At 66.3% G+C, this 12,633-nt stretch carries 13 protein-coding genes; 5 read left to right on the top strand and 8 right to left on the bottom strand.

Going from position 1 to position 12,633, the window contains the following annotated elements:
- Position 1 precedes the first annotated feature (1 nt).
- The 3 genes from AC1Q6X_RS24350 to AC1Q6X_RS24340 all read left to right on the top strand — a co-directional run bounded on the left by AC1Q6X_RS24350 (position 2) and on the right by AC1Q6X_RS24340 (position 5,701).
- Complete coding sequence (locus tag AC1Q6X_RS24350) at positions 2-4,057, top strand: Pls/PosA family non-ribosomal peptide synthetase (RefSeq protein ID WP_492498643.1); 4,056 nt, start codon at positions 2-4, stop codon at positions 4,055-4,057.
- 9 nt (positions 4,058-4,066) lie between these two features.
- Positions 4,067-4,594, top strand: a complete 528-nt coding sequence (locus AC1Q6X_RS24345) for a 4'-phosphopantetheinyl transferase family protein (RefSeq protein ID WP_492498642.1) — start codon at positions 4,067-4,069, stop codon at positions 4,592-4,594.
- Positions 4,595-4,792: 198 nt separating this feature from the next.
- Positions 4,793-5,701: a LysR family transcriptional regulator gene (locus AC1Q6X_RS24340; RefSeq protein WP_492498641.1), complete on the top strand. Its 909-nt coding sequence runs from the start codon at positions 4,793-4,795 to the stop codon at positions 5,699-5,701.
- Here AC1Q6X_RS24340 and AC1Q6X_RS24335 read toward each other — a convergent pair.
- Positions 5,698-6,375, bottom strand: a complete 678-nt coding sequence (locus AC1Q6X_RS24335) for a phosphoribosylanthranilate isomerase (RefSeq protein ID WP_492498640.1) — start codon at positions 6,373-6,375, stop codon at positions 5,698-5,700. The two genes, AC1Q6X_RS24340 and AC1Q6X_RS24335, sit on opposite strands and share 4 nt — an antisense overlap.
- A 126-nt stretch (positions 6,376-6,501) precedes the next feature.
- Here AC1Q6X_RS24335 and AC1Q6X_RS24330 point away from each other — a divergent pair, with 126 nt between their 5' ends.
- Both AC1Q6X_RS24330 and AC1Q6X_RS24325 read left to right on the top strand, forming a co-directional pair.
- Positions 6,502-6,729 (top strand): hypothetical protein, encoded by a 228-nt coding sequence (locus AC1Q6X_RS24330; RefSeq protein WP_070218305.1) that lies wholly within the window; start codon positions 6,502-6,504, stop codon positions 6,727-6,729.
- 73 nt (positions 6,730-6,802) lie between these two features.
- The gene (locus AC1Q6X_RS24325) at positions 6,803-7,207 is read left to right on the top strand and encodes a hypothetical protein (RefSeq protein ID WP_492498679.1); all 405 of its coding nucleotides are present in this window, start codon (positions 6,803-6,805) and stop codon (positions 7,205-7,207) included.
- 89 nt (positions 7,208-7,296) lie between these two features.
- On the opposite strand, the gene AC1Q6X_RS24320 is transcribed toward AC1Q6X_RS24325, so the two are convergent.
- From AC1Q6X_RS24320 to AC1Q6X_RS24290, 7 genes are all read right to left on the bottom strand, one after another.
- Positions 7,297-8,331 carry an RNA methyltransferase gene (locus AC1Q6X_RS24320; RefSeq protein WP_121669056.1) on the bottom strand — a complete coding sequence of 345 codons (1,035 nt, stop codon included), beginning with the start codon at positions 8,329-8,331 and terminating at the stop codon, positions 7,297-7,299.
- Positions 8,332-8,399: 68 nt separating this feature from the next.
- Complete coding sequence (locus tag AC1Q6X_RS24315) at positions 8,400-8,741, bottom strand: zinc ribbon domain-containing protein YjdM (RefSeq protein ID WP_070218308.1); 342 nt, start codon at positions 8,739-8,741, stop codon at positions 8,400-8,402.
- 91 nt (positions 8,742-8,832) lie between these two features.
- Complete coding sequence (dmeF, locus tag AC1Q6X_RS24310; protein ID WP_492498639.1) at positions 8,833-9,795, bottom strand: CDF family Co(II)/Ni(II) efflux transporter DmeF; 963 nt, start codon at positions 9,793-9,795, stop codon at positions 8,833-8,835.
- Between the two features lie 10 nt (positions 9,796-9,805).
- Complete coding sequence (locus AC1Q6X_RS24305) at positions 9,806-10,081, bottom strand: metal/formaldehyde-sensitive transcriptional repressor (RefSeq protein ID WP_086138316.1); 276 nt, start codon at positions 10,079-10,081, stop codon at positions 9,806-9,808.
- A 76-nt stretch (positions 10,082-10,157) separates the two neighbouring features.
- A complete protein-coding gene (locus AC1Q6X_RS24300) occupies positions 10,158-10,982 on the bottom strand; it encodes a TlpA family protein disulfide reductase (protein WP_492498638.1) in 825 nt (274 codons plus the stop codon).
- A gap of 70 nt (positions 10,983-11,052) precedes the next feature.
- Positions 11,053-11,592, bottom strand: a complete 540-nt coding sequence (locus AC1Q6X_RS24295) for a DUF2325 domain-containing protein (protein ID WP_492498678.1) — start codon at positions 11,590-11,592, stop codon at positions 11,053-11,055.
- 274 nt (positions 11,593-11,866) lie between these two features.
- Positions 11,867-12,472 (bottom strand): hypothetical protein, encoded by a 606-nt coding sequence (locus AC1Q6X_RS24290; protein WP_492498637.1) that lies wholly within the window; start codon positions 12,470-12,472, stop codon positions 11,867-11,869.
- Between the last annotated feature and the right edge of the window lie 161 nt (positions 12,473-12,633).

Here is a 12,633-nt window from a genome sequence, read left to right as displayed (position 1 = left end):
CATGAACGATTTCACCGCAGTCAGCCCAGGCATCCCTTCCACCCACGCCGACATCCTGTACGGCCCGCCGCGACCGGATCTGCTGCGCGAGGAAGTGCTGGCCGACCTGCTGGAAGCGACGGCGCGCCGCTGCCCGCAGCACATCGCCCTGATCGACGGCGCGCGCCGCATCACGTATGCCGAACTTGATGCGCAGGCGGGCCTGGCGGCGTCGCGCCTGGTGGCGGCCGGCGTCAAGCCCGGCGACATCGTGGGCCTGTGGCTGCCGCGCGGCGCCCCTCTGCTGCTGATGCAGGCGGCCATCGCCAAGGCGGGCGCCGCCTGGCTGCCCGTCGATGAAGACACGCCCGTCGAACGCCTGCAGGTGTGCCTCGACGACGCCAATGGCGCTGGCGTCATCAGCTGCGCGCAGTTCGCGCCGCGCCTGGAGCAGGCTGGCGTCCAGCGTCCCGTGTGGACGGCGGAAAGCCTGCTGGCCCCCGCCGCGCCGGGCGAACTGCTGCCCGCGCGCGGCACAGTCTTGCCCGAACACCCGGCATACGTGATCTACACGTCCGGCTCCACGGGCAAGCCCAAGGGCATATTGATCAATCAGCGCAGCATCTGCCACTTCCTGCGCAGCGAAAACGCCGTGCTGGAAGTGACGCAAAGCGACACCGTCTACCAGGGCTTTTCCGTTGCCTTCGACATGTCGTTCGAGGAAATCTGGATCGCCTACCTGGTGGGCGCCACCCTGTGGCTGGGTCCCAAGGAGATCTCGGGCGACCCGGAAGCCTTGCCGCGCGCGCTGGTCGCCAACCACGTCACCGTTCTCCATGCCGTGCCTACCCTGCTGGCCCTCTTCGCCGAGGAAGTACCGAGCCTGCGCCTGATCAACCTGGGCGGCGAGATGTGCCCCGAGTCCCTGGTCGAGCGCTGGTCGCGCCCGGGCCGCGCCATGTTCAACACCTATGGTCCCACGGAAGCGACCGTTTCGTGCAGCCTGGCGCGGCTGCGCCCCGGCGAACCCGTCACCATCGGCACGCCGCTGCCCAACTACGGCTTGCTGGTGCTGCAGGTGGCCGAGCACGGAGAAAACCGCCCATTGACATTGCTGGCGCGCGGCGAAACGGGGGAACTGTGCATCATCGGCCCCGGCCTGGCCGAGGGCTACCTGGGCCGGCCCGATCTGACGGTGGAAAAATTCCTGCCCAACCCGTGGGCGAGCAGCGACGATGACGCGCGCCTGTACCGCACGGGCGACCTGGCCCGCATCGATGCGGACGGCCAGGTGCTGTGCCTGGGCCGCGCAGATGACCAGGTGAAGATACGCGGCTTCCGCGTGGAGCTGGGCGAGATCGAAACCGTGCTGGCGCAGCAGCCGGGCGTGGGCACGGTGGCCGTCCTGTTGCGCAAGGATGACGGCATCGACCAGCTGGTGGCCTACATCGTCGGCAGCGACGAGGCGCCCGGCGACGCCCTGGCGGCGAAAACCCTGCGCGCGGCCCTGAACCTGCACCTGCCGCCCTACATGGTGCCGGGCCGCTTTGAATTGCTGCCGCTGATGCCGCGCCTGACCTCGGGAAAAATCGACAGAAAAGCCTTGAAAGCCATGCCCCTGTCTGCCCCGCCGGCCGGCGAGGCGGGGATCTCGGACGTGCCGGAAACGCCGGCCGAAGCGGCCCTGTTCGCGGCCCTGGCCAAGCTGTTCCCGGGCCAGGCCATCTTGCGCCAGCTGGACTTCTTCAGCGACCTCGGCGGCCACTCCTTCCTGGCCGCCCGCCTGGCGTCCGCCCTGCGCGCCGATCCGGCCTACGCCCACATGACGGTACGCGACATTTACCAGAACCGGCAGATCGGCAAGATCGCCGCCGTGCTGAACGAAGCGCCCGCGCTGGCCACGCCGGAAGCGGATTGGACGCCGCCATCGGCCTGGAAGCGCTGGATCTGCGGCGCGGCCCAGGCGGCGGCCGTGCCGGGCCTCGTCACCCTGCGCATGGCACAGTGGATGGCGCCCTTCTTCACCTACCACTTCTTCACGGGCGACACGGGCGACACCGTGCCGCGCGCCATCGCCGCCTCGATCGGCGTGTTCTTGCTCGCGACCCTGGCCGAATTTGCCATCGCGATTGCCGGCAAGTGGCTGATCGCCGGACGCCTGAAACCGGGCAGCTATCCGCTGTGGGGCGTCACCTATTACCGCTGGTGGCTGGCCGACCGCCTGGTCGAATCGGCGCCCGCGTATCTGCTCAGCGGCTCATCCCTGAACAGCTGGTGGCTGCGCGCGCTGGGCGCGAAAGTGGGCAAGGAAGTCGTCATCGGCTCGATGACCCTGCGCGCGCCCGACTTGCTGTCCATCGGCGACAACGTCAGCGTGGGCAATGCCGTCAACTTTGAAAACGCCCGCGTGGAACGGGGCCGTTTGCTGCTGGGGCAGATCAGCATCGGCGACGATGCCTGCATCAGCTCTTACGCTATCCTGGAAGGCAATACGCAAGTAGGCGCCTTCGGTCACCTCGAGGGCCAGTCGGCACTGGCCGACGGCGCTTCGGTGCCGGCCGGGCGCGTCTGGACGGGGTCGCCCGCGCGCGACATCGGCCCCTATGACCGGGCCAGCCAGCCGCCGCGCCCCGCCGTCTCGCGCCTGCGCCTGACGGGCGAAACCGTGTTCTTCTGCTTCGGCATGGTCCTCATCGCCGTGCTGTTCTTCATGCCCGTCTTCCCCAGCTTCGTGCTGATCGACTGGTTCGACGAGCGCGAAATGATGCCGTGGCTGCAGGGGCGCGACGTGACGACCCAGCTGGCCCGCTACTTCCTGCTGGCCTTTCCCGCCAGCGCCGTGCTGATCGTGCTCACGGCCCTGCTGTCGGCCGCCATCCGCTGGGGCGCGCTGCCGCGCCTGAAGCCGGGCAGCTCGCCCGTGCACAGCAATATCTATTGCGCCAAGTGGCTGGTCAGCCATATCCAGGAATCGAGCCTGAACGTCCTGCACGGCATCTACGCCACCGTGTACGCGCCGTACTGGTACCGCCTGCTGGGCGCCAAGGTCGGCAAGGGCGCCGAGATTTCCACGGCGCTGGGCGTGGTTCCCGACATGCTGACACTGGGCGACGACACCTTCATCGCCGACGCCGTCATGCTGGGCGACGAGCAGATCGACGGCGGCTGGATGACCATGCGCCCCACCGTCGTCTCGCACCGCAGCTTCGTCGGCAACGGCAGCTATATCCCGGACGGCACCGTGCTGCCCGAACATGTGCTGATCGGCGTGCACACGCACGCGCCGCGCAATGAGCAGATGCACAGCGGCGATACCTGGCTCGGTTCCCCGCCCATGCATTTGCCCGCGCGCGAACAGGTCAGCGGCTTTGCCGAGCACCTGACGTTCAAGCCGTCGCTGCTGCGCCGCCTGGGCCGCAGCCTGATCGAAGCGTTCCGCATCGTCGCGCCGCACGCCGTGGTGATCGCCGTCGGCTATACGCTGGTGCTGGACGTGATGCCCATCGCGGGCGCCGGGCGCTGGGGCGAAGTGGTGAGCGACCTGGCGATCGCCGGCATCGCCTACGGCATCGGCAATTTTTTGGTCGTCGTGCTGTTCAAGTGGCTGCTGCTGGGACGTTACCGCAAACACGCGGCGCCCATGTGGACGCCGTTCGTGTGGATTTCGGAAGGCGTGACCAACCTGTATGAAGGCATCGCCGTGCCCAACTTCATGCGCTACCTGCGCGGCACGCCGTGGCTGCCGCTGGCCTTCCGCCTGTTCGGCTGCAAGATCGGCCGCGGCGTCTACATGGACACGACGGACATCACGGAATTCGACTGCGTGCACATCGGCGACTACAGCGAATTGAATGCGCTGACCTGCCCGCAAACGCATCTATTTGAAGACCGCGTGATGAAGATCGACCACGTGGAGATCGGCCAGCGCGTCTACATGGGGCCGCGCAGCTCCGTGCTGTACAGCGCCAAGGTGGGCGACAATGCGCGCCTGGGACCGTTGACCCTGGTGATGAAGGGCGAGCACATCCCCGCCGGCAGCAACTGGGCGGGCTGCCCGGCCGCGCCTTTGCGTAGCTGATTGCAGCTGATGGATTTTACGGTGCTTTGGGCGGGCGACGGCGTGCTGGTGATCGGCATCGTGCCGCCGCCGTCACGTATCGAAGCGCGCGCGCGCCTGCGCCAGGCCGTGCGCGAGGCGGCGGCGCAGTGGCAAAACCTGGACATCGGGGCGATTTCAGTGGAATCGACGCCGGGCGCCCCTCCCCGTTTGCTGCTGGCAGGACGCGCGGCGGGCCTGTCGTTCAGCCATGACGAGAGACTGTCGCTGGCCGCCATCGGCCTGCATGATCTCGTCGGCATCGACGTGATGCGCGTGCAGGAGATTGCCGACTGGTTCCATCTGGCGCGCGACTATCTGGGGCCGCAAGTGGCAGCTAAGCTGGCCGACTGCCCTGCCGACCAGCGCCCGCGGCGCCTGGCGCAGGCGTGGACGGCGCGCGAGGCGGCGCTCAAGTGCGCGGGCAAGCAGTTGGCGGAGTGGGATGGGGCCGCACCGGCCTGCCGCCTGAAAACGCTGGCGTTGTCGGCACCGTATGTGGCGACGCTGGCATATTAGTCCTCCTTGTCCTCGGCCGCGCCGCCGATCTGGACGAAAATCAGTTTTACGATAATACTGACGAGCAGTCCCAGCACCCCGATCAATTCCAGCATGGTCTTTCCTTTGCAGTGACAGCAGACCAGGCCACTGTAGCGCGAACGCCGGGGCCAGGCCAATATCAAATCAGGCAGTCTCCGATCTCGAAAAGGCATACGATTGATTTCCATCAGACAGTTCCGCTACTTTGTCGAAGTCGTCGATGCGGGCAGCTACTCGCGCGCGGCGGAAAAGCTGTACATCGCGCAGTCGGCCCTGAGCCGGCAAATCAAGGAGCTCGAGGGCGAGGTGCAAGCCCTGCTGCTCACGCGCGACGCGCGCCATATCGAGCTGACGCCCGCGGGACAGCTGTTTTATGAACGCGCCAGGCGCATCCTCGACGACATCGACGAAACCGTGCGCCAGACGCGCCACGTGGGACAAGGCGCGCAAGGCATCATCCGCCTGCTGCATTCGAGTTCCGTCACCCTCACGCCCGCCATCGGCGCCGTGCTGAACCGGCTGCTGGCGCAATTCCCCGGCATTTCGCTCGACGTGTCGAAAGGCTCGTCGGAAAACCAGGCGTTTGATATCGAAGAAGGCCGCGCCGACCTGGGCCTCGTGCGCCTGCCCACCCTGCGCAAGCACGCCAACATCGTCGTGCGCGAACTGTTTGCGGAAAAACTGGTGGTGGCCGTGTCGGCGATGTCGCCGCTGGCCGCGCTGGAGCGCACGACGATCGCCGCCCTGCGCGACGAAGCGTTCGTCTCTATCCCGCACAAGGACCGGGGTGGCCTCAGCTACCTGGTGGCGGGCCTGTGCCTGGCACAGGGCTTCTTCCCGAAGGCGGCGCGCGCCCTGTCGCGCAAGACGTCGCAGCTGAACCTGATCGAGGCCAATATGGGCATCGCCATCGTCCCCGACAGCATGCGCCTGGTGGCGCCGCCCGGCGTGCGTTTTATCGCCCTGCCGGACGAGGAATCGCACTCCGTCGTGGGCCTGATCTCGCCGCGCGCAGCCAGCGGCATGGTGGCCGCGTTTACGGAAGCGTTCGTGCGCGAGATGAACGCAGTAACGACCGTGGATTAGCCTTCCGCATACAGCGCCGCATCCACGTCGCGCACGGCCGCCATCAGCAAGGCCAGCTTCATGACATCGAGCTGGCCGTCCGTGCGCACGCGCGAGCACAGGTCGATGCCGTAGGGGCGTACCTGGCGCAGCGCCTCCATCACGTTATTCGCATCGAGGCCGCCGGCCAGGAAGACGGGACGGGGGCTGGCGCGCACGAAGCGCGCACTGACGGACCAGTCATGCGTGCGGCCCGTGCCACCCAGCTCCGGCACAGCCGCGCCGGGGCGTCCCGAATCGAGCAAAAAAGCGTGGACATGGGGCGCGTAGGCGGGGATCAGCGCCAACGCCTCCGGTCCCTCCACGTGGATCACCTGCACGCGCCGCACGTGCGGCAGCAAGCGCGCCAGCTGCGCCACTTCGCCGGGGTCGATATGGCCGACGATCTGCACGGTGGAAGGCTGCGTGGCGCGCACGTGTTCGGCGATGGCTGCCGCCGTCGTCTCGGACGTCAACAGGAAGGTGGCCACGGGCGGCGGCGTCCAGGCGGCGATCTGCGCGATGCGCACGTCGAGAATCGGGCCGGGGCCGGACGGCATGGCGGCCACCAGGCCCAGCGCGTCGGCGCCGGCGGCAATGGCCAGTTGCGCTTCGTCGATGGAAGCGATGCAGCAGATCTTGATGCGGGTTCTCATGGCCTTGCGTACTCCGTCGGGATGATCAACATTACAACACAGGGCGGCGCGCGCGCCAAGACACGCGGTCAAGGCCGTGCACGATTGTGTGCCAAAATGGGCCATTATCCACTCCACGAGGAAGCCATGGCCGACTACAAAAACCCCAGCTACGTGGCGCGCTCCATGCACCCGCGTTTCGATGAACTGACCTCGCCCGGCGAAGCCGTGCCGTATTCGGGCATCTACCGCTGCGACGGCTGCGCGCATGAAATCGTCTCGACGGAAGGCCACGTCATGCCGCCGCAAAACCACCACCAGCACAGCAGCGAGCAAGGCGCCATCCGCTGGCGCCTGATCGTCAGCCCGCGCTGATTGACATGCGCCAGGCGGCGGACGATACTTGATTGATCCCGGATCGCCATTGGAACGTCACTGGAACACCAGCATGCGCATCGTCGATTTTGAAGTCCGCAAGGAGTGCCCGCCGCAGCTGTGCGACTGCGAGCGCGAGCGATTGCTCGACGATCCGCAGGCGGACCTGTCCATCCTGCGCCTGAACCTGACGGAAGAAAAGCGCCTGCTGGCGCACATCGAGGGTATCGCCACATATGCGCAACTGCAGAAGCTGCAGCGGCTGTTGAAGAGCAACCTGGGCGTGGAATTGCAGATCGTGCCCGGCAGCGGCGAAGTGCGCACCGTGCGCGGCTTCCAGATCCGCCTGCTGGAGCGGCCCGGCCTGTGCCGCAAGACGCGCGCCGCCATTCCCGCCGCCGTGCGCCGCTGCCTGGTCGCGCATCCCGAGATCGCGTTTGCGATATTGAATGAAAATGATTTGTTCGGTGGGGTGTGAGCCGAGTAGGTCGGATTAGCGGGCACCGCGTAATCCGACATCATTGTTGGCGTATGGGCGAATGTCGGATTACGCTCCGCTAATCCGACCTACGCCGTCACGCTGGCACGAATGGCAATGACCTTGCCTTTCGCTTCGCGCGCCCTTAACTGCCCGCAGCCGCCCTCCACGTCCTGACCGGCCGAATCGCGCAATTTGGTCAGCACGCCGCGCGCGTGCAGGGCGGCGGCGATGGCGCGCGCCTTGTCCCAGCTGGGACGCCTGAACGGCAAGTCATCGATGGTGTTATACGGGATCATGTTGAGCACCGCGTACTTGCCCTGCAAGAGCGCGACGATGCCGTCCATTTCGTCGTCGCCATCGTTGACGCCTTCCATCAGCGTCCACTGATACTGCACCGGATAGCCGGTCAGGCGCGCATACGCTTCGCCGAAGTCCACCAGCTCGCGCGGTGTGAGCCTGGGTGCGCGCGGCAGCAGCTGTTCGCGCAGCGCCGGCTTCGTCGTGTGCAGCGACAGGGCCAGCGCCGGCTTGACCCGCCCCTGCGGCAGGCGTTCGAAGGCGCGCGGGTCGCCCACGGTGGAGAACACGAGGTTCTTGTGGCCGATATTGCCCTCCGTGCCCAGCAGCTCGATCGCTTCCATCACATTGTTCAGGTTATGCGCCGGTTCGCCCATGCCCATGAAGACGACTTTTTTCACCGGGCGCAAGGTGCGCGCCAGCACCACCTGGGCGACGATCTCGCCGCTGGTCACTTGCCGGATCAAGCCGTCACGGCCCGTCATGCAGAACTGGCAGCCGACGGCGCAGCCCACCTGGCTCGACACGCACAGGCCGTCGCGCGGCAGCAGCACGCTTTCCACCGTCTGGCCGTCGTGCAGCCCCACCAGCAGGCGCGCGGAACCGTCGGCACCCGGATGGGTGCTGAGCAGTTTCAGCATGCCCTGCAGTTCGAGGTCGAGCGCAGGCAAGGCGTCGCGCACGGGCAGCGGCAAAAAGTCTTCGGCGCGGCGCCGGCCCTGGTCGTGCGGCTGGCCCTGTATCCAGTCGCGCAGCACGCGCTGTTCGTGCAGGGGCTTGGCGCCCAGGGCGCGCAGGCGCTGGCGGAGATGGTCGATTTGCATGGGGTCTGAAATAAAAAACGGCGCGCCGGCAACAATGCGAGGCGCGCCGCGAATGGCAAGGAAAAGTCTTACACTTTCTTGACGAATTCCGTCTTCAAGCTCATGGAACCGAAGCCGTCGATCTTGCAGTCGATGTCGTGGTCGCTGTCGACCAAACGGATGTTCTTGACCTTCGTGCCCATCTTGACGACACCGCCGCCGCCCTTCAATTTCAAGTCCTTGATGACGCTGACCGTGTCGCCGTCCTGCAGGATATTGCCGGCCGAATCGCGGTACACACGGGCGCCCTCTTCCACGGCTTCGCCAGCCGTGGCCGACCATTCATGCGCGCATTCAGGGCAGATCAACTGGCTGCCGTCTTCGTACGTGAATTCGGATTGGCATTGCGGGCATGGTGGTAATGTGCTCATTTTCTTCTCTGTCTGGTGAACAGCGCGTGCTGTAAAAGCCGACATTATACGGCCTACGCCCTGCATCAACGGGCTTTTTTCCCCATCATTATCAAGGCCGGCGAATAATCTCGATGGTGCTGTGGACGATTTCCTCGTGGATGCCGATGCGCGCGCGCAGTTCGGCGGCCGTCAATGCAGCGTCGCGGCTGACGACGGACAAGGCGCAGGAATACAGCTGCTTGCCGACTCGCCACACGTGCAGGTCGACGATGCGCGGCGTGTCGCCGGCGCTTTCCACTTCCACCGCTTCGCGGATTTCATCCACCACGGGGTGGTCCATCTCGCGGTCCAGCAAGACCTTGCCCGTGTCCAGCATCAGCTTTTTCGCCCACAGCGCCACCAGCACGGCGCCCGCGATACCCATCACGGGATCGAGCCACTGCCAGCCGTAAGCCCACGCGCCGGCCAGCGCCACGATGGCCAGCACGGACGTGGCGGCGTCGGCCAGCACGTGGATGTAGGCGGCCTTCATGTTCAGGTCTTCGCCATGGCCATGGTGGTCATGGTGGTCATGATGGTCGTGGCCATGATGGTGGTCATGGTCGTGGTGCCCGCCGAGGATCAGCGCGCACACGAGGTTGACCGCCAGGCCGAAGGCCGCCACCGCCATCGCCTGCGGATAGTGGATGGGCTGCGGCGAGAACAGGCGCTCGACGGAAGCGGCCACCATCAGCACGGCCACGCCCAGCAGCAGGATGGCGCTCGTATAGCCGGCCAGCACCTCGATCTTCCACGTGCCGAAGGCAAAGCGGGGGTCGCGCGCATAGCGGCGCGCCGCCGCATACGCAAACGCGGCCAGGCCGATGGCCAGCGCGTGCGAACTCATATGCCAGCCGTCGGCCAGCAGGGCCATGGAGTTGTACCACCAGCCGGCGACGATTTCCAGCACCATGGTGGCCAAGGTGATCCACATGACGATGCGCGCGCGGCGCTCGGCCTTGTCGCTGGCGGCGCCGAAGACGTGTTCGTGCTGCCAGGCGGAGAGGTCTTCATTGAGGGATTGCGTTTTCATGACGTTCTCCTTATTTGAGGTAGGTGCGCAGGATGCCCGCGATGTCGTCGGCGCCTCTGGCCCGCTCTTCGCCGGAGATATCGGGACTGGCCACGTGCTCGCGCAAATGCTCTTCGATGACTTCGGCCATCAGGCCATTGACGGCGCCGCGCACGGCGGCGATCAGCTGCAGCACTTCGCCGCAGTCGCGGCCCTCTTCCAGTCCCCGCTCCAGGCCTTCCACCTGTCCCTTGATGCGCTTGACGCGATTGAGCAGCCTGGTCTTGTTGTGTGCCGTGTGGCCCATAATTCACTCCGATAAATACTATAGGGGGGTATACTATCAGAGAACGCCGCGGCTACGTCAACAAAGCATACCCGCCTCAGGGAACGGGCGCGATCTTCTGCAGCTTGCTGGCCAGCGAAGCGTCGGACAATTCGCCCAGGTGCGTATCGGCCAGCCGCCCCTGCGCGTCATAAAACAGGGTGGTGGGCAGGGCCGAGGAACCGGCCGCCTTGCCCAGCGCCGCCTCGTCGTCGAGCACCACATTGCGCAGGGTCGCGCCGCTCCTGTCCAGGAAAGCGCTGGCCGCCGCCGCATCCTCGCGCTGGTTCGCGTACACGAAGACGATATCGGCGCGCGCCTGCTGTGCGGCGGCCAGCACGGGCATCTCGCGCCGGCATGGCGGGCACCAGCTGGCCCACAAGTTGACCACCATGGGCTTGCCACCGGCCAGCGCCGCCAGGCTGGTGGAGGTGCCGTCGAGCGCATGCAGGGCCACGGCCGGCAAGGCCGCCGGCTTGTCGTACGCCAGCCCCAGCCCTGCGCTCAACACGCCCCAGGCCAGCGCACCGCAGGCCACGCTGATGGCCAGCGGCCGGCGCATGAGCGCCATGGCTGGACGCCGGCAGCGCCACGCGGCGATGGCCAGCGCGGCCGCGATGCCAGCCGGCGCCAGGAAGCCGCCGTCGCGGATATTGAGGATGGACGCGGGCGCGGCCAGATACTGTTCGTGCCAGCGCAGCACGAACGCCACGCGCGCCCCCAGCAGGCCGGCGATCAGCATGTCGGAAACGAGGGGGCCGGCGTCCGGCAGCCGGCGGTGCTTCCGCAGCCACCACGCCGCGCCGTAGGCGACGCACAGGGAAACGAACAACAGGACCAGGCCCGTGGGCAGGGCCAGGGGACCGATTTGCAGGGACAGCATGGGCGCTCGCTATGACATCGAATGGATGGCCATTCTGCCCCATGCGGATTAAGCAGGCGTTAATCCGGCATCAAAAATCGGCCAGCGCTTCCTTGCGCACGAAATGCATGGCTTGCGGCTGGTCCACCAGCACGCACTGCTTGCCCGTGCGCTTGCAATGGTCATGCACGCGCCAGTAGGCATCGTGGCTGACGCAGCCCGTCTGGCAAATCACCAGGTCGGCCGCCACCAGACCGGCTTCCAGCGCAGCCACGTCGTCGGCGCCGTCATCGCCGCCCGCATGGTGCAGGAAGCGCCCGCCCGCCTGCTCGATGGCCAGCTGCGCCACGTTGGCGCCGGCCGCGTGCTGGCCCGGTGCCAGGCCTGAATAATTGCCCACATACAGCACGGCTTTTTCGCGCACGTCGGCCTGCAAGGATGGCGCCGGCAGCCACTGCAGGCGCAGCAGCTCGCGCATCAGGTCCTGCACGCGCTCGCTGAGCCACTCGACCCGGCGGGCCAGCCTGGCACGCGTCGGCAAGCCCGGCACGCTGGCCGCCAGTTCGGCCAGTTCATCGCGCGCCAGCGCCAGCCTGGAATCGCGGATCACCACCTGCGCCCGCGCGCGCATCAATTCCGACTCCAGCTGCGCGATGCGGGCCGCCTGCGCCGCCAGCTGCGCACTGCAACGCGCCTGCGCCCGCCCATATTCGCCCATCAGTACGCGATGCTCGTGCGCGATCGCGTCCTCGTTGCCATACACACTGCCCATCATGCCCTCCTTCACTACCCGTGGCGCCATGGCGCCAGCCCATTGCATCCCCATAGCGCTGAATTATAAATGAGAATCATTATTATTTGTGTATGCACGTGCACGCAGCAGGGATATGCGAAGGCGACCGGCTTCACGCGGCCGGCGGGCAGGACAGCATGCGTTTCCAGACATCGTCCTGCACTTGCCGCACCTGCCGCAGGGCATCGGGGCCGCGATAAATATCCAGCGTGCTCGGCCACGCGATATCGATGAACAACTGCCGTGCCGGATCGATCAGCAGCGACTGCCCCACATAGTTTCCCTTGATCTCGCCCTTGTTGACGGCCAGCAGGCGCGCGCCGCCCGCAAGCGCCCGCTCGTCCAGCGCTACGCCGCTGCGCTCGGCCACGTCGCGCAGCCAGCGCTCGCGCCAGCGCGCCTGCTCCGCGAACTGTCCCTGCGGCGGCCGGTCCAGCTTGACGACAGCCGCCACGGGACCGCCTGTGCCCGCCTGCAGCGAAAAACCCATGCGTTCCTGCAGTTCGACCGTGTAGGCCTCCCCCTTGACGTCGATCTGGTAGCGCCCCGCCCCGTCCTGTACCAGCAGGTCGGCTTGATGGTAGGCAGGTTTGACGCAATTGGCGTACTCATAGGCGAGCACATCGAGGAACGGTGGTGCGGCCGAGGTCGACGCCGCCATGGCGGGCGACAGGCTGGCCCATAAGACCGCTGCGGCCGCGTATTTCATCTTGCTCATGCTTGCTCCGGTTCACGTAAAAAGACGATGACGGCCGAAAAATACCTGCGGCACGCCATCGAGCCGCTCATGGTAGCTATTTTGAATATTTCTTTCTGGCACAAGATTCAATTGAATCGCGCTTGTTGAATCACTATTTCTAGTATGTAATCTTGCAAACA

It is taken from the genome of Janthinobacterium sp. GW823-FHT06H09 (genome assembly GCF_058794735.1).
The sequence above is the reverse complement of the archived record's forward strand: the minus strand, read 5'-3'. Positions and strand labels throughout refer to the sequence as shown.